This window comes from Pseudomonas frederiksbergensis (genome assembly GCF_003732275.1).
Classification (GTDB): Bacteria; Pseudomonadota; Gammaproteobacteria; order Pseudomonadales; family Pseudomonadaceae; genus Aquipseudomonas; species Aquipseudomonas frederiksbergensis_H.
Map to the genome: position 1 here is coordinate 1,167,083 of NZ_MOBM01000038.1, position 21,029 is coordinate 1,188,111.

The 21,029-nt window shown below is 57.3% G+C and carries 19 protein-coding genes; 3 read left to right on the forward strand and 16 right to left on the reverse strand.

What is annotated here, in order from left to right:
- Positions 1-11: 11 nt before the first annotated feature.
- On the reverse strand, positions 12-317 hold the full coding sequence (locus tag BK662_RS24775) for an NIPSNAP family protein (protein WP_123359565.1): 306 nt from the start codon (positions 315-317) through the stop codon (positions 12-14).
- A 31-nt stretch (positions 318-348) separates the two neighbouring features.
- The gene (gene eco, locus BK662_RS24780) at positions 349-831 is read right to left on the reverse strand and encodes a serine protease inhibitor ecotin (RefSeq protein WP_123359564.1); all 483 of its coding nucleotides are present in this window, start codon (positions 829-831) and stop codon (positions 349-351) included.
- A gap of 387 nt (positions 832-1,218) precedes the next feature.
- On the opposite strand from eco, the gene BK662_RS24785 reads away from it, so the two are divergent.
- Entirely contained in the window at positions 1,219-1,488 is a 270-nt protein-coding gene (locus BK662_RS24785) for a DUF1652 domain-containing protein (RefSeq protein ID WP_123359563.1), read from the forward strand.
- Here BK662_RS24785 and BK662_RS24790 read toward each other — a convergent pair.
- The 14 genes from BK662_RS24790 to BK662_RS24855 form a co-directional block, all read right to left on the reverse strand.
- On the reverse strand, positions 1,485-1,883 hold the full coding sequence (locus tag BK662_RS24790; RefSeq protein WP_123359562.1) for a hypothetical protein: 399 nt from the start codon (positions 1,881-1,883) through the stop codon (positions 1,485-1,487). The genes BK662_RS24785 and BK662_RS24790 overlap by 4 nt on opposite strands.
- A gap of 90 nt (positions 1,884-1,973) precedes the next feature.
- On the reverse strand, positions 1,974-2,240 hold the full coding sequence (locus BK662_RS24795) for a DUF2790 domain-containing protein (protein WP_123359561.1): 267 nt from the start codon (positions 2,238-2,240) through the stop codon (positions 1,974-1,976).
- Positions 2,241-2,520: 280 nt separating this feature from the next.
- Positions 2,521-3,252: a hypothetical protein gene (locus tag BK662_RS24800; RefSeq protein ID WP_123359560.1), complete on the reverse strand. Its 732-nt coding sequence runs from the start codon at positions 3,250-3,252 to the stop codon at positions 2,521-2,523.
- Between the two features lie 543 nt (positions 3,253-3,795).
- A complete protein-coding gene (locus tag BK662_RS24805; RefSeq protein WP_123359559.1) occupies positions 3,796-4,734 on the reverse strand; it encodes a carbohydrate kinase family protein in 939 nt (312 codons plus the stop codon).
- A 13-nt stretch (positions 4,735-4,747) separates the two neighbouring features.
- The gene (gene xylB / locus BK662_RS24810; protein WP_123359558.1) at positions 4,748-6,244 is read right to left on the reverse strand and encodes a xylulokinase; all 1,497 of its coding nucleotides are present in this window, start codon (positions 6,242-6,244) and stop codon (positions 4,748-4,750) included.
- Positions 6,245-6,402: 158 nt separating this feature from the next.
- Positions 6,403-7,875: a mannitol dehydrogenase family protein gene (locus BK662_RS24815; RefSeq protein ID WP_123359557.1), complete on the reverse strand. Its 1,473-nt coding sequence runs from the start codon at positions 7,873-7,875 to the stop codon at positions 6,403-6,405.
- A gap of 14 nt (positions 7,876-7,889) precedes the next feature.
- On the reverse strand, positions 7,890-8,993 hold the full coding sequence (locus BK662_RS24820) for an ABC transporter ATP-binding protein (protein WP_123359933.1): 1,104 nt from the start codon (positions 8,991-8,993) through the stop codon (positions 7,890-7,892).
- Positions 8,994-9,162: 169 nt separating this feature from the next.
- The gene (locus BK662_RS24825) at positions 9,163-9,993 is read right to left on the reverse strand and encodes a carbohydrate ABC transporter permease (protein ID WP_007905617.1); all 831 of its coding nucleotides are present in this window, start codon (positions 9,991-9,993) and stop codon (positions 9,163-9,165) included.
- A 10-nt stretch (positions 9,994-10,003) separates the two neighbouring features.
- Positions 10,004-10,903, reverse strand: coding sequence for a carbohydrate ABC transporter permease (locus BK662_RS24830; RefSeq protein ID WP_259695954.1), 900 nt, complete (start codon positions 10,901-10,903; stop codon positions 10,004-10,006).
- A 179-nt stretch (positions 10,904-11,082) separates the two neighbouring features.
- On the reverse strand, positions 11,083-12,393 hold the full coding sequence (locus tag BK662_RS24835) for an ABC transporter substrate-binding protein (protein WP_123359555.1): 1,311 nt from the start codon (positions 12,391-12,393) through the stop codon (positions 11,083-11,085).
- A gap of 320 nt (positions 12,394-12,713) precedes the next feature.
- Positions 12,714-13,619 (reverse strand): AraC family transcriptional regulator, encoded by a 906-nt coding sequence (locus BK662_RS24840; protein ID WP_123359932.1) that lies wholly within the window; start codon positions 13,617-13,619, stop codon positions 12,714-12,716.
- A 73-nt stretch (positions 13,620-13,692) separates the two neighbouring features.
- On the reverse strand, positions 13,693-14,559 hold the full coding sequence (locus BK662_RS24845; RefSeq protein ID WP_123359554.1) for a PI-PLC domain-containing protein: 867 nt from the start codon (positions 14,557-14,559) through the stop codon (positions 13,693-13,695).
- Positions 14,560-14,679: 120 nt separating this feature from the next.
- Complete coding sequence (locus BK662_RS24850; protein ID WP_123359553.1) at positions 14,680-15,972, reverse strand: glycosyltransferase; 1,293 nt, start codon at positions 15,970-15,972, stop codon at positions 14,680-14,682.
- A 55-nt stretch (positions 15,973-16,027) separates the two neighbouring features.
- Positions 16,028-16,390, reverse strand: coding sequence for a response regulator (locus BK662_RS24855; RefSeq protein WP_123359552.1), 363 nt, complete (start codon positions 16,388-16,390; stop codon positions 16,028-16,030).
- 257 nt (positions 16,391-16,647) lie between these two features.
- On the opposite strand from BK662_RS24855, the gene BK662_RS24860 reads away from it, so the two are divergent.
- Entirely contained in the window at positions 16,648-20,139 is a 3,492-nt protein-coding gene (locus BK662_RS24860; RefSeq protein ID WP_123359551.1) for a response regulator, read from the forward strand.
- A complete protein-coding gene (locus tag BK662_RS24865) occupies positions 20,139-20,954 on the forward strand; it encodes a CheR family methyltransferase (RefSeq protein ID WP_123359550.1) in 816 nt (271 codons plus the stop codon). The genes BK662_RS24860 and BK662_RS24865 overlap by 1 nt, the downstream gene beginning before the upstream one ends.
- Positions 20,955-21,029: the final 75 nt, after the last annotated feature.

The window sequence follows — 21,029 nt, forward strand, 5'->3', positions numbered from 1 at the left end:
ATGTTAGGAACTCAGGCCAGCAGCGGACGCAAAAAGGTCCGCTCGTAGCTCACAATGAACTTCTTCTCGACCAACAAGGCCACCAGTTCCGTGCTTTCTGGGTCGGTCATCGCAATATGTCGGTAGCTTTCGTAGTCCGCCAGTGACGGAAAACTGAACAGGCAGTAGGCGATATTGCTCGCGCCCTCGGAAGGCAGGAAATACCCGTGGTGAGTACCGCCCAAACGTTCGACGATGCCGAGCCAGGCTTTGGCGTAGGCTTCGAATTCGGTCAGTTGATAGGGGTCGATCACATATTTGACGTGACAGGTAATCAAGGTGGGAGCTCCTATGGGCGTGATGGACCGGTTATTCCTGAACGGCTTTCTCGACATGGCTCGACGCTGACCAGATCCGGTAGCGCACTTCGACGTCTTTGGGCACGTAGAGCACGATCGGCAGCTTGCTGTTGTAACGCAGCCTGAAACCGTCACCGACCACCGGTACGAAGTCCTTTTTGCTCTTGCCATCGGGGCAGGCCATCAGCGTGCTCATCGGGCCGGTGACTTTTTCCAGCCGGTAAAACGGGTAACCCCAACCCTCAAGGTTCTTTTCCTCAAGCCTGCCGCCCAGGCGCTGACGGTTGCAGTCTACGGTCAGGGTCTTGCCGGCAAGAATCTCGACTTGATAGCCGTCTTCCTGTTGTTGCGGGGCGAGGTGAATGACCTGGCGGGTAAAACCGCTCTCGGGCTTGGGATACGGCGCGACGTCTTCGAGTGTTGCGGCGTGGGCTGCGGACGACAGAACGGCAACTATCAGCCCGACGGTCGTGTTAAAGGGCAAAGCACCCATGATGCCTCCTTGCGTGTGTGTGGGGTCAGCGGATACTGAATGGATGGACCGCATTCTTACTACCGTCCTCAGCCAATGCAAACCCGACATCGTGGGGTATGCAAAATGCAGGTTTTGAAACAGTCCTTTCTTGCATTTTGCACGAGTCGCTTTATAGCCACCCCCGCCAATCCTTGATTCGCCGACGAGGTGCAGAGCGAAATTCTGGGCATGTTTTATGCTGAAGCTGTCTTGAGCTGACCGCGATCCCTGTTGAGTCAGCGCTGAAACAAGAAAACGGTCGGACGTTGGAACGATGAAACCCGCACGGACGAAAAGAACGGGCGATCTGAGCTCCGACCGACATTGATTTTTGATTGGCAATCTCACAATACCGAGAGGGTGGCCATGTTTCTTTCTGCCTTGGAACTACGCAATATCGTTGAAAGCAGTTTTCTTCCGAAACGCTGCCAATGCACGCTGTCGCCGGACCTGTCGATGACCGTCAAGGTGTATTCGGACAGCGAGACTGACCATCTCGACCTGTTCGTCACCGGCATAGACGCCCATCACCTCAACGGGTGTCGGGAAATCAATAATCTGATAGCCGAGTTACGCACCGACCTTGCGCACAATGCGCACAGCCAGCTGTTGCACCCGACGTCAAAAGCCCATTAACCGGCAGTTTCACCCAGTTCGAGCGACACGCGCCGGGTCTGGATAAACCCCAGACCCAGTGCCAGCTCTACCACTATCGCCAGCAAAATACCCGGCCCGGCATGACCATTGAGCCATTCGCCGAAGCCCAGTGCTGCCAAACCGAAACACCCCACCATAAAGCCGCTGCACATCGCGCTTCGCGCCACCGAGGGCGGGGCCTGCCGAACAAGATAAAACATCACCCCCAACGCGCCGAACAGCACCGCACTGCGCCTGGCAACAAACCCCGCCGCGGACGAATACTCGATACTCCAGATTGCCAGCAACCCTTGCGGCATCAAACCCCAAGCCAGCGCCAGCAGAAAACAAAGGGCGGCGGTGAATGTCGACAGCGTGCGAAACGAGAACTGCATGACGAATCCTTTCGGCAGTGAGGGGGACGCCAAAGCATAGCGTCAGAATCCTCACAGGCCTACCGCCAGGCACCGAATCAGAATCTTCTGTCAGTTCTGATAACTGCACGCGTCAGAAAGTTTTCGGTACGTAATTTCCGCAGGCTTGCCCGACTTGTCGATGTACTTCATGTCGGCCGTCACCACTTGGCATTCCAGCGTCTGCGGCTCAGTCAGGGAAACGACTTTGCCCACATGAAGCGGCATGCCGTAGTGATAGGGCACGGCCTGTGACGACGACGTCTCGTTGGCCTGAGCAAGACCTGCGAGCGCGGTGCAGGCGAGGGCGGTGGTCATCAGTAGTATTCGCATGTTCACGATGGGTCTCCAGTGCAGAGGGAAAGTCAGTTCGATGCAAGAACGTCGAACCTGCCGCACTGGGCGTCAGAGGTAGCTGAGGGCGTGCGGTCCAGTAAAGTCTTGGACCGTGGGGTTAAGCGATGGTTAACCGGGTTGCATGCCGCCTGTCGTGGGGCGCCAGTTGATTGCCGCGATTTTGCGCAATGAATACAGGCATTTTTCGAGGCGATTGGCCGCTACGCCAGATAAAAAAGAAAGCCCCACAGGTGGGGCCTTCCTTATTACCTGGCCAGGAAATTCAAAGCGATTGCAAGGAAATGGTCGCGCTCTGAGAGTCTTGCTGGCTGTCAGCATCCATCCACACCCACTGCGTACCGTCGCCTTGCAGATTATTGGAGATGCTCTGAATCTGCGAGTAAGAGATCTTGACGGCCCCAACCGCACTGGCAGTAGGCCCAATTGTGGTGACCTGGCCGGTGAGGAGGCCATTTGACGTCTCATTGACGACGAATACGGTCGCTTGCGCCTCACGGAACTGGCAGGAGATGAACTGTGTAATGGTGCTGGCGATCGTCAGGTTCATCCACTTCGATGGGGGTACCGCATAGTAACGGACGTACTTGTTGAACGGATGCTGCTCACCATCGGCCGGTAGAGGATAATTGCTCAGCCCCGAGGTATTGGTCGGCATGCCGACACTTCCCAACCAGATTTCGACCTGGGAGTTACCGGCATTGCTGGGCAGTGAAACCGAAACGGTTTGAGTATCGGTGCCCGAGACAAAACCCAATGATGCCAAGCCTGCATTGGCTGTGGTACCAGGCACCGTGATCGGTACGGGCGGTTGGCTGTTGCTCCAGTTCACGTAGACAGTCGAATTGTTGTCATTTTGAGCGGAGTTGTAGGTAAAGATGCCATAAAGCTGGCCGGGGCTAAGCGCGGTGCAGGTGGCTGTATCTCCTGCGGTGAGAGTAATACGTTGTCCGCCGTTCCAGTTAATTTGGGCAGCTGAGATAGCGACACTTTCCATGTTGGAGTTCCTTTTCCTGTTGTGGGGGTATAAGGATGAGCGCACAGCAATAATCCTTACCTGCGCTGTGCGTGGAAAAGATATTAGTTGAAGGTATGTGGCGGTCAAGTAACTGGCTGGTTGTTTTCAATTAAATAAATATCAACCTCAGCGGTAGCTGGATTCTGCCGATATAAACATGCAGTGATTGTCTGTTTTATTTATTTGATTCAGTAGGATGAGGGTATTGTATGCGAATAGATACAGTGCTGTCCGACAGATGCGGAGGTAAAAAACTTACAAGATTAATATGTCGTTGGTGTCGTCAATCTTGTGTGGCTATTTTGTTTTGAACTAGTTGTGAGTGTAAATTGCTATAACTATTGTTGTCCGGCTAAATAGGATAAAGCTGTCAATAGCCGCTTGTCTTTTGATGGGGTTAATACAACTTTAAATCGAAATAAAAATATATCAAAAAAATATAAAAGCCTGTCTATTGTTCAGGTCCAACGGCAGGCCCTGAAATCAGGACCTGCGATTGGAGGAGGTATGGGGGCGTCGATATCAGCTCAACTGCCGCCGATACGGCAAATCCGGCCCGGTCTTGCTGCAGGTCAGCGCCGCAGCGCTCACTGCAAACCTGAGCATCGCGTCAATTTGCTCGCGACTCAGCTGTTGCAAACCTCCAACCGAATCCAGCTGCTGCTCGGTCAACCAGGTAATCAGCGCCGCCTGAAACGTATCGCCAGCCCCCACGGTGTCGGCAATCTTCACCGAACAGGCCGGCACCGACCACGAACCGTGGGCACGGCTGAACACCGTTGCGCCTTCGCCGCCACGGGTGAGGAACACCAACTGACAGCGATGCTCCAGCCAGCTTTCGATCACACGCTGAGGATCTTGCTCGGGATACAACAGGCTCAAGTCTTCGTCGCTGACCTTGATCAGATCCGCCAGCTCCACCAGCGTGGCAATCCGCGATCGCCACAACTCGATGTTCGGCTCGGGATTCAGGCGCACGTTCGGGTCGAGGCTGATCAGGCGTTTGCCGCTTTCCCGTTGCACCAATGCCAGCAAAGTATCGGCAATCGGTTGCACCACCAGCGAGAACGAGCCGACGTGCAAACCGCGCACTTCAGGCCCCAGCTCTGGCAGATGCGTCAGGCTCAACTGCCGATCAGCGCAGCCTTCGCCACGAAAGCTGTAATGGGGCGAGCCATTGGCACCGACGGCGACCATTGCCAGGGTGGTCGGCGCGGCAAAGTCCACGAGGTACTCCGGGCGCACACCTTCATCCTGCAGCACTTGCTGCAAACGTCGGCCGAGGTAATCGGTCGACAGCCCGCCAAACAGCGCCGCGTCCACGCCCAAACGGCGTAAACCTACGGCCACGTTGAACGGCGAGCCGCCGGCAATTGCCTTGAAATTCACTTTGGATGCCAAGCCACTGGCATCGTCTTCGCTGAAGAAATCGAACAGCGCTTCGCCACATACCAAATACATAATTGCTCGCTCTTTAAAGGGTTGCGACATGCTGTTGATAGCGTTCATAGGCCTGCTGGCAGGCCACCACATTTTCTGCAATCGGTAAGGTTTCACTGGTCAGATCGAGCTTTACGCAACGCTCACACAAGTCCGTCAGGCTGTCTTCGTGACCGTTTGCCCAGGACTTGCACCACGCCGCCTGAATCGCCGCGCCGAGGGCCGCGGCCTCGCTTTGTTCGGTACATATCACAGGCGTATTCATGATGTCAGCGACGATCTGCCGCCACACCGGGCTCTTCGAACCGCCGCCGATCAGGCAGATGCTGCGGCTTTGTAAGCCATTCTGGCGCAGCAGGTCTAGCCCGTAACGCAAACCGAAGGTAGTGCCTTCCACCACGGCGCGGCACAGGTTGGCCCGGGTCAGGTTGGTCATGGTCAGCCCCAGCAGGCTGCCGTTGGCATGGGGCAGGGCGGGAACGCGTTCGCCATTGAGGAACGGCAGCATGCACACGCCGTCGGCACCGATCGGCGCTTGCTCGACCAAGGCGTTGAACGCCTCGATATCCAATTCGAACAACTCGCGAATCGCGCCGGTCGCGTTGGTCAGGTTCATCGTGCAGATCAATGGCAGCCAGCCGCCGCTGGAGGAGCAGAATGTCGCGACCGAGGTATCCGGGCTGACGTTCGCTTGCTCGGCATAGGCGTAGACCGTTCCCGAGGAGCCGAGGCTCATGGTGATCGCGCCGGGTTTTATATTGCCGGTGCCGATCGCGCCCATCATGTTGTCGCCGCCGCCGCTGGAGATCAGCGCCTTGGGGTTGATGCCCAAATGCTCGGCGATACTTGGCAGGATCGTGCCGACCGGTTGGTGGGCATCGATCAGCTGCGGGAGTGCGGCTTGCAGGCGCCCGGAGGGGTCGATGTCGCGCAGCAGTTGCAAGTCCCATTGGCGGGTGCGCACGTTGAAATAACCGGTGCCCGAGGCATCGCCATACTCGCTGCAACTGCGGCCGGTGAGCCAGTAGTTGAGGTAGTCATGGGGCAGCAAGATGCGGGCGATTCGGGCGAACACTTCCGGATGCTGTTCTTTGGTCCAGAGCAGTTTGGACACGGTGTAACCCGGCGCGATGACTACGCCGAGGTGCTCCAGTGAGCCTTTTTCGCCGCCCAGATGGGCGAGCAAGCGGTCGTTCTCCGGCGTGGACTCGGTGTCGCACCAGAGCTTGGCCGGACGCAGCGCCTGGCCGTGATCGTCGAGCAGCACCAGACCATGTTGCTGGCCGGAAACACCGATGCCGAGGATGGCCTGACCGTCTACATTCGCTGCGAGCAACGCGCGGTGGGTGGCCAGGGTAAAGGCTTCCAGCCATTGGGCGGTGTCTTGCTCGCGACGACCGTTGGCGCCGTTGATCAGGCTGTGGGCGGCGGCGCCCTGACCGAGGACCTGGCCGCTGTGCGCGTCGAGGACAACGGCTTTGGTGCCTTGGGTGCCGCAGTCGATGCCGAGGAAAAGTTGTTGGTTTGCCATGGAAGATCCTTGGATCGTCAGGTCGATATCAGTGAGCCCAATCGCGAGCAGGCTCGCTCCCACAGGAGATCTTCAGAGGACACAGGTTTTGTGTTCGACAACGATCCAATGTGGGAGCGAGCCTGCTCGCGAAGACGGCAGCAGGTTCACCACCATTCTTACGCCAGAACCCGCTCCAACGTCCGCGTCACCCCAACCTCCCGCAAGCTGTTACAGCACCACTCGAACGCTGCCACGAACTCCGGGGAACGCGGAATCGCCGTCCCGAAAATCTCCTCAACTTCCAACAATCGTTGAGTGATCAACACATCATCGGCCACCAGCGCCTGACAGAACGCCGCCCGCGGATCCGCAATTGCATAGGTCTGGCCATTCTCATCCACGCCTTTGAGGTACAGCGCCCACGCCGCCACCACCAGCGCCGCACGCTTGGTCTCCTGCCCATCGGCAATCAAGCGGTTGATCGTCGGCACGGTGAACTTCGGAAACTTCGACGAGCCGTCCGAACACACTCGCTCCAGCTGATCGGCAATCGCCTGGTTGGAGAAGCGCGCCACCAGGGTGTTTTTGTACTCGGTCAGGTCGATCCCCGGCACTGGCGCCAGTTGCGGCGTCACGTCCAGGTCCATGTAGGCGCGCATGTAGCGCACGAACAGCGGGTCGTTCATGGTTTCGTGAACGAAGCGGTAACCCTTCAAAAAGCCCAGATAAGTCAGGGCCAGATGGCTGCCGTTGAGCAGTTTGATCTTCATCTCTTCGTAAGGCGTGACATCGTCGGTGAACTGCACGCCGACCTTTTCCCAGGCCGGGCGACCGTTGACGAATTTGTCTTCCAGTACCCACTGCACAAACGGTTCGCAGACCACCGGCCAGGCATCATCGACGGCATGTTTGTCGGCCAGTTGCAGACGATGTTCGGTGCTGGTCATCGGTGTGATGCGGTCGACCATGGCGTTGGGGAAGCTGACGTGGCGTTCGATCCAGGCGCGCAGATCGGCATCGCGCAGGGCGGCGAATGCCAGCAGGGCTTTACGGGTCACGGCGCCGTTGTGCGGCAGGTTATCGCAAGACATCAGCGTGAACGCAGGCGTGCCGGCTGCACGACGTTTGGCCAGTGCGGCGCAGAGGAAACCGAACACGGTTTTCGGTGCGTTCGGGTGGGACAGGTCGTGCTGGATCTGCGGCAGGTGCGCCATGAACTCGCCGTTGCTGTCATCGATGCAATAGCCGCCTTCGGTGATGGTCAGCGAGACGATGCGGATGCCTGGATCGGCGAGTTTGTCGATCACCGCCTCGGCGCTGTCTTCGGCCAGCAGCATGTCGCGGATGGCGCCGATAACCCTCACTTCTGCGTCGTCGCTGTCGCCGAGTTCGAACAGGGTAAACAGATAGTCCTGCTCTTTGAGATCGTTCCGGGCGCGGCGGTCTTCGGCGCGCAGGCCGATCCCGCAAATGGCCCAGTCCAGCGCTTCGCCGGTATTCATCAAGGCGTCGGTGTAGTACGCCTGATGCGCGCGGTGGAAACCGCCGACACCAATGTGCGCGATGCCTTGGCGGGTATCGCTCAGGGTGTAGGCGGGCAGGGCCACCTCGGGGGCGAGGCGGTTGAGGTTCTGTCTATTCAGTTTCATCGCATGCTCTCGGATCAGGCTGCGGCGCGCAGTGGGCGGGTCAGCGCCACGCCGTCGGCATCGAATAAATGGCAGTGTTCGGCATCCAGGTGCAGGCTCAGGGTTTCGCCATAACGGCTGGCCAGATCGCCGCGAACGCGCATGGTCAGCGCTTCGCCGGAAGACGTCAGGACATGGCAGAAGGTGTCGCTGCCCAGACGCTCGCTGACGTCGGCAGTGACTTGCAGGGTGCAGTCACCGGGTTGCGCCAGCTGCAGATGTTCCGGACGAATCCCTAAGGTCACCGCACCGCCGACACTCAGGTTGGTACCGGTCAGCGGCAGGGTGATGCGGGTGCCGGCGTCCAGCAGCACTTCGCAGCTTTGGCCGTTGACGCGGGTGACTTTGCCCTTGAGGAAGCCCATTTTCGGCGTGCCGAGAAAGCCTGCGACAAACAGGTTGGCCGGCTGGTGATACAGGTCCAGTGGCGAACCGACTTGCTCGATCTTGCCGCCATTGAGGACGACGACTTTGTCAGCCATGGTCATCGCTTCGACCTGATCGTGGGTCACGTAGATCATCGTGGCTTGCAGTTCTTTGTGCAGGCGCAACAGTTCCAGGCGCATCTGCACTCGCAGCGCGGCGTCGAGGTTGGACAGCGGCTCGTCGAACAGGAAGATTTTCGGGTTGCGCACGATCGCCCGGCCGATCGCCACGCGTTGACGCTGACCACCGGACAGTTGCTTGGGTTTGCGTTCCAGCATCGGCCCGAGTTCAAGGATGCGCGCCGCTTCGCCGACTTTTTTCTCGACTTCGGCTTTCGCCACACCGGCCAGGTCCAGAGCGAACGACATGTTTTTGCGCACGCTCATGTGCGGGTACAGGGCGTAAGTCTGGAACACCATCGCCAGGTCGCGCTTGGCCGGGCTGACTTCGGTGATGTCGCGGCCATCCAGTTCGATGGTGCCACCGCTGACCTCTTCAAGACCGGCGATCAGCCGCAACAGGGTGGATTTGCCGCAGCCCGACGGGCCGACGAATACCACGAACTCCTTGTCATTCACTTCGAGGTCGATGCCTTTGATGATGGAAAAACCTTCGAAGCCTTTTTGCAGATTTTTTATCTTCAGGTTGGCCATGATGATGGGCCTCCACATGTTGTTATTCAGTTGAGCCGGGTGGGCTTTTTTGTGGGAGCGAGCCTGCTCGCGATGGCAGGCGATGTTTTTTTCCTGGCTGCACGCGTTATCGTTCACGTCCATCGCGAGCAGGCTCGCTCCCACAGAGATCGCATTCGGTTGGTGATCTTCATTTCACGGCACCGAACGACAGGCCGCGGACCAATTGTTTCTGGCTGATCCAGCCGAAGATCAGGATCGGTGCACAGGCCAGGGTCGACACTGCCGACAACTTGGCCCAGAACAGACCTTCAGGACTCGAGTACGAGGCGATCAACGCGGTCAGTGGCGCGGCTTGCGACGAGGTCAGATTCAGCGACCAGAACGCTTCGTTCCAGCACAGGATCAGCGACAGCAAAACCGTGGAAGCCAGGCCACCCTTGGCGATCGGCAGCAGCACCCGAACCATTTCCTGCCACAGCGTCGCGCCGTCCAGGCGTGCGGCTTCGAGGATGTCTTTGGGGATGTCTTTGAAGTAGGTGTAAATCATCCAGACCACGATCGGCAGGTTGATCAGCGTGTAGATCACGATCAGCGCGATTCGCGTGTCCAGCAGGCCGAAACTCTTGGCCAGCAGGTAGATCGGCATCAGCACGCCCACCGGCGGCAGCATCTTGGTCGAGAGCATCCACAGCAGCGTGCCTTTGGTGCGCTGGGTTTCGTAGAACGCCATCGAGTAGGCCGCCGGCACCGCGATCAGCAGGCACAGGGCGGTGGCGCTGAAGGAAATCACCACCGAGTTCCAGGCAAAGCTGAAGTAGTCACTGCGCTCGTTGATGTGCAGGTAGTTCTCCAGCGTCGGCGTGAAGATGAACTGCGGCGGCGTGGCGAACGCATCGATTTCGGTTTTGAAACTGGTCAGCACCATCCAGAAGATCGGGAAGAAAATCAGGATCGCGATGGCCCAGGCCAGGGTGCCGAGCAGCAGGCTTTGCAGACGGCGAGATTGTTGAAGAGTCATGGCGCAGGCCTCAGGCTTTGTCTGTCAGGTTTTTGCCGATCATTCGCACCAGCACGATGGCCGCGACGTTGGCAATCAACACCGCGATCAAACCGCCGGCGGACGCCATGCCGACGTCGAACTGCACCAGCGCCTGGTTGTAGATCAGGTAGGCGAGGTTGGTCGAGGCGTAGCCGGGGCCACCGTTGGTGGTGGTGAAAATTTCGGCGAACACCGAGAGCAGGAAGATGGTTTCAATCATCACCACCACTGCGATTGGCCGGGCCAGGTGCGGCAGGGTCAGGTGCCAGAAGATCGCGATGGGACCGGCACCGTCCAGGCGCGCGGCTTCTTTCTGTTCCTGATCGAGGGATTGCATGGCGGTCATCAGGATCAGGATCGCGAAGGGCAGCCACTGCCACGAGACAATGATGATGATCGACAGCAGCGGGTAGTGCGCCAGCCAGTCCACCGGCTGCGCGCCGAACAGCTTCCAGATGTAGGCGAGAATCCCCGAGACCGGGTGAAAGATCAGGTTTTTCCAGATCAGCGCACCGACGGTGGGCATGATGAAGAACGGCGAGATCAACATCACCCGCACGATGCCGCGACCGAGAAACTCACTGGCCTCCAGCAACGCACTGATCAACACGCCGAACACCACGCTGATCAGCAGCACGCTGCCCACCAGTAACAGGGTGTTGGTGGCGCCGGGCAGGAAGCCCGAGTCGCTCAGAAAGTAGCTGAAGTTCTCCAGCCCCACGAACTGGTTTTCACCGGGGTAGAGCAGGTTGTAGCGAATCATTGAAAAGTAAACGGTCATGCCCAGCGGCACGATCATCCACAGCAGCAACAAGGCTACCGAGGGGCTGACCAGAAACCAGCCGGGATTGCTCAACCGGTTTTTACGCACCGGTTGGGGGATGTCCATGTGAGCTTTGACAGTTGAAATATTCATGGCGATAGAACCGATTCATGCAGACCTATGAAGATCTAATGTGGGAGCGAGCCTGCTCGCGATGGCGGTATATCAGTCACCCGCAATGTCGAATGGGAGGCCGTCATCGCGAGCAGGCTCGCTCCCACAGAAGGCGGGAGCAGGTTGCGGGGTTACTTGGGATAACCGGCGCGCTTCATCTCACGTTCGGTGGTTGACTGGGCGGCGGTCAGGGCCTGGTCGACCGTGGTCTGGCCGATCAGCGCTGCCGAGAACAGTTTGCCGACCTGGGTGCCCACGGCCTGGAACTCGGGAATGGTCACCAACTGGATGCCGATGTAGGGCACGGGCTTGAGGGACGGTTTACTCGGGTCCGCGGCCTTCAGCGATTCCAGCGTCACCTTGGCGAACGGCGCGGCATTCATGTAGGCCTCGGTGTAGGTCGAGGCGCGAGTGCCTGGCGGCACGTTGGCGATGCCGTCTTTTTCCGCGACCAGCGCACCGTATTCCTTGGAAGTGGCCCAGGCGCTGAACGTTTTCGCCGCGTCCTTGGCTTTGGAACTGGTCGGGATGGCCAGCGCCCAGGAATACAACCAGGCCGAACCTTTGTCGGTGGTTTCATGCGGTGCGTAGGTGAAGCCGACGTGATCGCTGACCTTGCTTTGGGTCTTGTCGGTGACGAACGAGCCGGCGACGCTGGCATCGACCCAGATCGCACACTTGCCGCTGTTGAACAGCGCCAGGTTTTCGTTGAAGCCGTTGCTCGACGCGCCCGGCGGGCCGGACTTCTTCATGGTATCGACATAGAAGTTCAGCGCATTCTTCCACTCGGGGCCGGTGAATTCCGGCTGCCATTTCTCATCGAACCAGCGTGCGCCGTAAGCATTGGCGACGGTGGTGATCAGCGCCATGTTCTCGCCCCAGCCAGCCTTGCCGCGCAGGCAGATACCGTACTGTTCTTTGTCTTTATTGGTGAGTTTGCCGGCAAATTCGCTGATCTGAGTCCAGGTCGGGCGCTCTGGCATGGTCAGCCCGGCTTCTTTGAACAGGTCGGTGCGGTAATAGGTGATAGAGCTTTCAGCGTAGAACGGCAGGGCATAGAGCGAGCCCTTGACCGAAAGGCCTTCACGCACCGAAGGGAAAACGTCGTCGAGGGCGTAGGTGGCCGGCAAGTCCTTCATCGGTTCCAGCCAACCCTTGGCACCCCAGAGTGCGGCTTCGTACATGCCGATGGTCAACACGTCGAACTGTCCACCCTGGGTGGCGATGTCGGTGGTCAGGCGTTGGCGCAGGACGTTTTCTTCGAGCACCACCCAATTGAGCTTGATGTCCGGATGCTCGGCCTCGAAGGTTTTCGAGAGTTTTTGCATGCGGATCATGTCGCTGTTGTTGACGGTAGCAATGGTCAGGGTCTGGGCGCCAAGGCTGACGCTACTGAGGGTCATGCAGGTGAGAGCAAGCAGAGCTTTTACAGAAGGTTGCATCATGCACTCCTTTTCTGCACCCGGCGGGTTACAGAAGGACAGTTATTGTTTTTGTGTCTTCCGACGGCAGGAAGAATGTGCACTGATTACAGCCCTCAATCGATGGGCTGACAAATCATCCATCGCACTGTGACCGATACTTTTTTGCACTGGGGTTCAATGCGGGAAGCGCAGAGGACGGTGTTTTAGCGGTTAACCCCGATTGAATCCGTACAGGTTTATACGGCCGAAAATCAAAAGATCGCAGCCTTCGGCAGCTCCTACAGGGATCGCGGGATTCTGTAGGAACTGCCGAAGGCTGCGATCTTTTGATCCTGCGTTTAACCGTGGTTTTGCTCAGTCAAACGCTGCACCGCCAGCCGCCGGTAGTGCGACGGCGTCATGCCCTTGAGCTGTTGAAAGCGCCGGTTGAAGTTGGAAATATTATTGAAGCCTGACTCGAAACACACATCAGTCACTGTTTTGTCGCCATCGGCCAGCAGCTCGCAGGATTTGCTGATGCGCAGGCGATTGACGAATTCGATAAAGCAGCGCCCAGTGGCCTGTTTGAACACTCGGCTGAAGTAGGTCGGCTTCAGCCCCAGATGCTCGGCAACTTCTTCCAGCGGCAAATCCCGGGCGTAATGGGCAAAGATGTAGTCCACCGCCCGGTTGGTGCGGTCGATATTGTGTTCATCGGCCAATTGCGGCGTTGTCGCACCGGACAGCAACTGATAGTCATCAGACGCGGCCAGCAACTCCAGCAGAATGAAAAAGTGCCCCAGCCGGGTCATGCCCTTGGTATCAGCGATGCGCTGCATCAAGGTCATGGCCTGGCGGATCGTATGTTTGCAGCGAAACTCGATGCCGTACTGCGCGCGCTCCAGCAAGGGGGCGAGCGTCTTGAGTTCGGCGAACACCTGATGGCCGCTTTCAAACAGTTCGTCAGTGAAATTGACCAGCATGTCGCGCTTGGGCACCACTTCGTCTTCGGCGACCTGGCTGATCCAGTTGTGGGGCAGGTTGGGTCCGGTCAGGAACAGCGTTTGCGGGTAGAAGTTACCGATGTAGTCACCGATGAACACTTTGCCGGAGCTGGCGACGATCAGGTGCAGTTCGTATTCCTTATGGAAATGCCAGCGCACCAAAGGGCAGGGGAAGCCGTGTTGACGATAGATGATGGATAACCCGTTATGGTCGTCCATCAATTCGTAGGCAGGATCGGTAACTCTGGCGATACGCGTCATGTCCAGTGTGGTCTTTTTGTTTTTCAGACGCCAATCATGCACCCCCGCCCAAAATAGTTCCAGTTCGCCGGCCTTACGTCTTGCGCAGTCCCCTGAAAAAGTTGATTTCCCTGCAATAGCTGACCAGTTGTGTCGCTCCAATAAAGTCGGCACTGATAATGCTGCACTTCGGCGCCCATCCAGAGTCCGGACCAAACCACTTGTTCAATTCCTGGGTGATTCGTTTTACTCCAGCGAGTTCTCCATAACTGGTGGCGGATAATGACCAGAATGTGTTTTTGTGGGGCGGGTTATTCAGTGTTCTTTCAATATGCTGTCTTAGCTCTTCGGGGGAAGTAATGTCGCTGCCGCTCCATTCACTTCTAATTTTCGGCCAATACAGGGGTGAGGTGAAGTCCGGGTGCCATTCGCCGGCAAGTACGATTCTTTGCAGGGAACTCATTTTCTTTAGTGCGCCCAGTGTCAAGTATTGGTTTTTTAGCGGGATCAATCGCTCGCCCAGTTCACTCATGATGGCCTCATGAAAGCCTTTATAATCGAAATGTTGTTCATCAAGGCCTTTGAGTTCGTGCATATCCAACACGACGAATTCATCCGGGTTTTCATTAAGGAAAAAGTCCAGGCTCTTGAACAGTTCGCTCAACGATCGGCCTCTGAGCAGCTTGTAGCCGTGAAACGTATGGAACTTCTTGACGCCCAGCCAGTGCTCGTCTGAATGGAATCGCAGGTCGAGTACCCGGACGCCCTCGTTGAGCTGCTGGATAAATGGCCCATCCTGGCAGACAAACCAGTGACTGGCCGGTTGAACGTGGATTGGGTAAGGAAAGTCATAATCCACGCCAGAGTTATGGGCGCCGGGCCAGACCAATTCCAAGAGGGTTAACTTATCAATGGAAGATGTCGCCGACATCCAGTTTTTATAGGGGTATTTATTTGTCATTATGCAGTCCGTTGCTATACAGGAATAAAAGAACGCCCGATTATCAGAGTTGTTGTCGTGCGATTTATTCTTGATTGTAGGTCAGGGGCTGTGCAAGCAATTAGTGTTTTCAAAATATTGTTATTGCGAGCTGTTTTTTGCCTCTATCCATTGCGACATGTATTGAGTGCTTTTATGCAGGTGGTGGCGCAACATGCTGCCGGTAAAATTTTCGTTACGCAAACTTTGCAAGTTATTCCGGCAGTGCTCTAAACGTTCTATTAATGCAGGACCATGGATATCTTGACGATAACGCTTGTTCAATAACTCAGCACCTGCCTGTTGGGCCTGAGTCCAGTGCAACTTATCCTGGTTCAGCTTTATGGCTGCATCCGCCAGGGCTTGAGCCGAGCGAGCCACATGACCGGACCATGGCATCTCACCGCACATGCCTTCGGCGCCTATGGGGGTAGTGACATTCGGGGTGCCACAGAGCATTGCATCGACAATCTTGCCTTTGATACCCGCACCGAAGCGTAACGGTGCCAGGCACACCCTGGCTGCAGACATGACTTGCAAGGCGTCTTCTGCCCAGTTCATCACATGAAACCCTTGGGCCGCATTGTGCAGGGCGGTGGCTTTGGGCGGCGTATAGGCGCCATAGATATGCAGTTGCGCCTCTGGCAGCTGCGCACGGATCAGCGGCCAGATCGTGGTTTTCATCCAGAGCACGGCATCCCAGTTCGGCGCGTGCCGGAAGTTACCGATACTGAGAAAATGCGCACGGTCTTCAAAGGCTGGCGGCGGCGCACTTGGCGCATCGACCATCAGCGGACACCAGTGCAGCAAGTTGCGCGGCAGCCGGAATTGTTCGACCAGCAGCTCGATTTCCACTTCGGAAATCATCAGGTTCAGATCACAGCGATACAGCGCTGCGATCTCCCGTTTGGCCAGATCGGTGTCAGCCATCAGCTCGAACTCTTCGCGCAGTGCCGGGGCGAACAGCCCGGTGAAATCATCAACATCGTCACTGGCCTTCAGGCGGTCCTTGAGGCGCTGATGTCGGGCATGCCGCAGGCTTTGCAGGTCGGACGTTTCAAGAACGCGCAACGCATCAGGGCAGTGTTTTTCGACCCGCCAGCCGAACTGCTCTTCCATCATGAATTGGTCGAACAGCACGATATCTGGTGCCAGTTCACTGACAAAGGTGTCGAAACTGCTGTTATTCAACTCGATCGGCACTTCGCGAATGCCCAGAGAGGTCAGGTCCGCACGGTGCTCACCGGTGCCGGCCGGGCTGCTGAAGGTAATGTCCCAGCCTTGCTGCAGGAACGTATCGAGAATTTGCATCACATGCCCACTGGCCGCAGAAGAGCGGGGCTCGGGCCAGACGTAACCAATCACCAGGACTTTGGTTGCGCGGGGCTGACTCATTGACGGGTATTCCTTGAAGCGGGTAGAGAACGGAGAGGATCGGGCGCGAGAAAAGTCAGGCCTGGACGAGTATGCCCTTGACCTTATCCCGCAACTGATCAATGGAAAACGGCTTGCCGATCACATGCATATCGTCAGGCACCTCGATGCTTTCGGCATAACCGCTGGCGAACAGAATGGGCAACTCGGGACGCAGCATCCGCGCCTGCTTCGCCAGTTCCCGACCATCCATGACCGGCAGCCCCACATCCGTCATCAGCAAGTCGATGTCCTGATCTTCATCGTTGATGAAGTCCAGCGCCATTTCACAGCCATCCGCTGCAAGCACCCGGAATTCCAATTCCTCCAGTACATCGACGATCAGCGTGCGCACGATGGCATCGTCTTCGACGACAAGGATGGTGGAGGTGATGGGCATAGTGGGCTCTCAAAGATTGAATGTGCGGCTTCGTCGATCGAAATCGCCGGGCTCTAGCGTGAATAAGTGACGAATCATGACAAAGTGCCGGCGCGTTACAAAAACAATAGCCGCACAAGCACTGCAGAGAATAACCGCTCCTTTGTCCCAGAGCAGCTAAATGCAGGTTTTTGCCGCGAAACATGTCAGAAAAATGGATGAGCTCGGCCGTTTTGGGGCAGACTCGATGCTTTTCAACAGTACGACAAGGCTTCCCCATGACCTCTGCGTCCTCGGTTGATGAGCAACGATTCCGTAAACTCCTGAGCCGCAACGTCAGCCTGCCATTGGGTGTGGGCGTCATCAGTGCGGTGTTCTTCGTTTCGCTGATTACCTATCTGCTGTCGGTGATCCAGTGGGTCCAGCACACCGACCGGGTGATCAATAATGCCAATGAGGCGATAAAGCTGACCGTCGATCTGGAAACCGGCATGCGCGGGTTCCTGCTCAGCGGCGATGAACATTTCCTTGATCCCTACGAGACGGCCAAGCCGAGAATCGCCGTCGCTCTCGATACCTTGCTCGAATTGACCACCGATAATCCGGTCCAGACCGATCGTCTGCGCCGGCTCCAGGCCTTGCAGACGGAATGGGGCAATTACGCGCAATCGATGATTGATTTGCAGCGCGCCAGCGGTGACTACCGTGGCGCCGTCAAGGCCGGGCGCGGCAAGCGGCTGACCGATGAGATCCGCAAGCAATTCGAAGAGGTGATCGATTTGGAACAGCAGTTGCGCGCCACTCGCAACGAGGAAGTGCGCCAAACCACGATTTGGAGCATCGCCCTTTATCTGCTGTTCGTGGCCGGTATCAGCGGGTTGCTGGCCTACATTGGCCGTCGGGACTTGCTCAAACTGTCGCAAAGTTACAGCGCCAACCTCGCCGGGCAACAGGCCAGTGCCCGGCGTCTGGAACAGCAAGCCTGGTTGCGCAACGGTCAGACCGAACTGGCCGAGCAAGTCCTGGGGCAGTTATCCCTCAATCTGTTGGGGCGCAACATTCTGCAGTTCTGCGCCCAATATTTAGGGACAGCTGTCGCGGCGATCTATGTCCGTGAGGATCATGGTGGCCTGAAACGCATCGCGTCATACGGTTTTTCCCGGGAACAGGAAGCGCTTGAGCAGCAGATCTACAGTGGCGAAGGGATTGTCGGCCAAGTGGCGCAACAGGCGCGCTTGATTCGTCTTGATGACGTACCGGGCGACTACTTCAAAGTCAGCTCCGGCCTGGGCGAAGGTTTACCGCATAGCATATTGGTGGTGCCGACCAGCGACGACGATCGGGTCAACGGTGTGATCGAACTGGGGTTCCTGCGCACGCTGACCGATCGCGATGTTGAACTGCTCGAATTGATTGCCGGCAACATCGGTACCTCGATCGAGGCTGCCCGCTATCGCCAACGCTTGCAGGAAGTGCTGGCCGAAGCCCAGCAACTCAACGAAGAGCTGCAAGTTCAGCAAGAAGAACTCAAGACCGCCAACGAGGAGCTGGAAGAGCAGTCGCGGATTCTCAAGGAATCCCAGGGCCACCTGGAAACCCAGCAGGCAGCGCTGGAGCAAACCAACGAACAACTCGCCGAGCAGGGGCAGATCCTGGCCGCGCAACGTGATGCCATGGACCAGAAGAACACCGAACTGAATCTGGCTCAAGTTGAGCTCGAAGCGCGCGCCGAAGAGTTGCAGCGCTCAAGCAAATACAAGTCCGAATTCCTCGCCAACATGTCCCACGAGCTGCGCACGCCACTGAACAGTTCGTTGATCCTGGCCAAACTGCTGGCGGAAAACCCGCAGGAAAACCTCAGCGCCGAGCAGGTCAAGTTCGCCGATTCGATCTACTCCGCCGGCAACGACTTACTTAACCTGATCAACGACATTCTCGACATTTCCAAGGTCGAGGCCGGCAAGCTTGAGGTACGTCCAGAGAACACCAATGTTGCGCGTCTGGTGGAAGGCCTGCGTGGTATGTTCCAGCCGATGGCTGCGGAAAAGAACCTGGATTTCCAGGTCCAATTGCAGGCCGATGCACCGCTGATGCTGTTCACCGACCGCCAGCGGCTGGAGCAAGTGATCAAGAACCTGCTGTCCAACGCGGTGAAGTTCACCGAAAAGGGCACGGTCAACCTGAGCGTCGCCGCTCAGCCAGACAATGGCATCGCCTTTATTGTCCGTGATTCCGGCATCGGTATTGCCCCGGATCAGCAGGAAAGCATTTTCGAAGCCTTCCGTCAGGCCGATGGCACCACCAATCGTCGTTACGGCGGCACCGGCCTGGGCTTGTCGATTTCTCGTGATCTGGCCACGTTATTGGGCGGCTCCATCAGCGTGACCAGCATGCCCGGGCAGGGCAGTGTGTTCACCCTGGTGTTGCCGCAGCACTACGTCGAGCCGGGCGACGCGCCTGTCGAGACCATGAAAGCCACGCCGGTAGCTTTGTCGAATAGCGCCGTGGTTACTACGACTATGCCGCTGATTGCCGACGTCGACATTCCGCGTTTCGACGATGATCGCAACAAGGCGCCATTCGCTACTCGCTGCATTCTGGTCGTGGAGGATGAGCCGAACTTTGCGCACATCCTCTACGACCTGGCCCATGAACTGGGTTATCAGTGCCTGGTAGCCCACGGCGCCGACGAAGGCTACGACCTGGCCAGGCAGTTCATCCCCGATGCGATCCTGCTGGACATGCGCCTGCCGGATCATTCCGGGCTGACGGTATTGCAGCGTTTGAAAGAACATGCCGAAACCCGGCACATCCCGGTGCATGTGATTTCGGTCGAAGACCGCATGGAGGCCGCCATGCACATGGGCGCCATCGGTTATGCGGTCAAGCCCACCACGCGTGAGGAACTCAAGGCTGTATTTGCCCGCCTCGAAGCCAAACTGACGCAGAAGGTCAAACGGATATTGCTGGTCGAAGACGACGATGTGCAACGCGACAGCATCGCCCGGCTGATCGGCGACGAAGACATCGAAATCACCGCCGTCGGGCTGGCGCAGGATGCTCTCGAGCTGCTGCGCAACACGATTTTCGACTGCATGATCATCGACCTTAAGCTGCCCGACATGCTCGGCAATGACTTGCTCAAACGCATGTCCACCGAGGATATCTGCTCGTTCCCGCCGGTAATCGTCTATACCGGACGTAACCTGACCCGGGACGAAGAGGCCGAGCTGCGCAAGTATTCGCGCTCGATCATCATCAAGGGCGCGCGCTCGCCCGAGCGGTTACTGGACGAAGTGACACTCTTTCTGCACAAGGTCGAATCCCGCTTGTCCCAGGAGCGCCAGACGATGCTCAAGACCGCCCGCAGTCGCGACAAGGTTTTCGAAGGACGTAAAGTGCTGCTGGTGGACGATGATGTACGCAACATCTTCGCCCTCACCAGTGCGCTGGAGCAGAAGGGCGCAATCGTGGTCATTGGCCGTAACGGCCGTGAAGCGATTGAAAAATTGAATGAAGTCGAGGACATCGATCTGGTGCTGATGGACGTGATGATGCCGGAGATGGATGGTTTCGAAGCCACCCTCCAAATCCGCAAGGATCCGCGCTGGCGCAAGCTGCCGATCATTGCGGTGACGGCCAAGGCCATGAAGGACGATCAGGAGCGCTGCTTGCAGGCCGGCGCCAATGACTACCTGGCCAAACCCATTGACCTGGATCGCCTGTTCTCGTTGATCCGTGTGTGGTTACCGAAGATGGAACGTATCTAGTGGAGCGCAGTACGGAAATCGAATTGCGCTTGCTGATTGAGGCGATTTACCTCAAGTACAGCTACGACTTTCGCGATTACTCCAGCGCGTCGATCAAACGCCGGGTCAATCACGCCTTGAGTCAGTTCGAGTGCAAGTCCATCTCGGCGCTGCAAGAGAAGGTTTTGCACGATCCGACCGCGTTCATGCAACTGCTGCAATTGTTGACGATCCCGGTCAGCGAAATGTTCCGCGACCCTTCACACTTCCTGGCGCTGCGTCGGGAAGTGGTGCCGCTGCTCAGGACCTATCCATCGATCAAGGTCTGGATCGCTGGTTGCAGCACCGGTGAAGAGGTCTATTCGATGGCGATTCTGCTGCGCGAAGAAGGCCTGCTGGATCGCACCATCCTCTATGCCACGGACATCAACCCACGCTCGCTGGATAAAGCCCGGCAGGGGATTTTCTCCCTGGAGAATGTCCGGGCCTACACTCACAACTACCAGCAGGCCGGTGGGCAGCGCTCGTTCGCCGATTACTACACGGCGGCCTATGGTTATGCCATTTTCGACAAGAGCCTGTGCGACAACGTGACTTTCGCTGATCACAGCCTGGCCACCGACAGTGTGTTCTCGGAGACTCAATTGATTTCGTGCCGCAATGTATTGATTTATTTCAACAAAAAGCTACAGGGTCGCGCGTTCGGCTTGTTTCACGAATCGCTGTGTCATCGGGGTTTTCTGGCATTGGGCAGTAAGGAAACCCTGGATTTCTCGGCCTATGGCAATCAATTTGAAGCATTGGTCAAACCCGAACGGATCTATCGAAAATCATGAATAGGGCAGTGCTGGATACTCATCTGCTGGATCTTTGCGGCATCGGCTGTCTGCTTATCGAGCTGGAAGGAATCG

Coding starts and splice junctions, on each gene's coding strand:
- BK662_RS24850 (WP_123359553.1), bottom strand. CDS start 15,972: ATGAGTCAGCCCCGCGCAACCAAAGTCCTGGTGATTGGTTACGTCTGG.
- BK662_RS24860 (WP_123359551.1), top strand. CDS start 16,648: ATGACCTCTGCGTCCTCGGTTGATGAGCAACGATTCCGTAAACTCCTG.
- BK662_RS24825 (WP_007905617.1), bottom strand. CDS start 9,993: ATGACTCTTCAACAATCTCGCCGTCTGCAAAGCCTGCTGCTCGGCACC.
- BK662_RS24805 (WP_123359559.1), bottom strand. CDS start 4,734: ATGTATTTGGTATGTGGCGAAGCGCTGTTCGATTTCTTCAGCGAAGAC.
- BK662_RS24845 (WP_123359554.1), bottom strand. CDS start 14,559: ATGACAAATAAATACCCCTATAAAAACTGGATGTCGGCGACATCTTCC.
- BK662_RS24785 (WP_123359563.1), top strand. CDS start 1,219: ATGTTTCTTTCTGCCTTGGAACTACGCAATATCGTTGAAAGCAGTTTT.
- BK662_RS24855 (WP_123359552.1), bottom strand. CDS start 16,390: ATGCCCATCACCTCCACCATCCTTGTCGTCGAAGACGATGCCATCGTG.
- BK662_RS24800 (WP_123359560.1), bottom strand. CDS start 3,252: ATGGAAAGTGTCGCTATCTCAGCTGCCCAAATTAACTGGAACGGCGGA.
- BK662_RS24830 (WP_259695954.1), bottom strand. CDS start 10,903: ATGGACATCCCCCAACCGGTGCGTAAAAACCGGTTGAGCAATCCCGGC.
- BK662_RS24835 (WP_123359555.1), bottom strand. CDS start 12,393: ATGCAACCTTCTGTAAAAGCTCTGCTTGCTCTCACCTGCATGACCCTC.
- xylB (WP_123359558.1), bottom strand. CDS start 6,244: ATGGCAAACCAACAACTTTTCCTCGGCATCGACTGCGGCACCCAAGGC.
- BK662_RS24840 (WP_123359932.1), bottom strand. CDS start 13,619: ATGACGCGTATCGCCAGAGTTACCGATCCTGCCTACGAATTGATGGAC.
- eco (WP_123359564.1), bottom strand. CDS start 831: ATGGGTGCTTTGCCCTTTAACACGACCGTCGGGCTGATAGTTGCCGTT.
- BK662_RS24815 (WP_123359557.1), bottom strand. CDS start 7,875: ATGAAACTGAATAGACAGAACCTCAACCGCCTCGCCCCCGAGGTGGCC.
- BK662_RS24790 (WP_123359562.1), bottom strand. CDS start 1,883: ATGCAGTTCTCGTTTCGCACGCTGTCGACATTCACCGCCGCCCTTTGT.
- BK662_RS24820 (WP_123359933.1), bottom strand. CDS start 8,993: ATGGCCAACCTGAAGATAAAAAATCTGCAAAAAGGCTTCGAAGGTTTT.